We start from the raw sequence: 283 nt of genomic DNA, 5'->3' as shown, positions 1-283 counted from the left end.
TTCCAGCCTTAGAAGGTAAATTAACAGGAATGGCTTTTAGAGTACCAACGGTTGATGTATCTGTTGTAGATTTAACGATAAGAACAAAGAAGGCTGCGAGTTATGAGGACATAAAAAAATTATTCAAAGAAGCCTCAGAGGGCAGTTATAAAGGAGTTATTGGGTATACAGAAGCTCCTGTGGTGTCTCAGGATTTTGTTAGTGACACACATACGTGTAACTTTGACGCAGGATCTGGAATAGCATTAAATGACCACTTTTTCAAGTTAGTGGCTTGGTATGA

General features: G+C 38.5%; 1 pseudogene. It reads left to right on the top strand.

What is annotated here, in order from left to right:
* Nucleotides 1–283 (top strand): annotated as a pseudogene (locus ACY2RS_RS15565) (type I glyceraldehyde-3-phosphate dehydrogenase); the annotation flags it as partial.

This window comes from Patiriisocius sp. 208BN25-11, from assembly GCF_058147145.1.
This window is presented reverse-complemented; position numbering and strand designations above follow the sequence as displayed.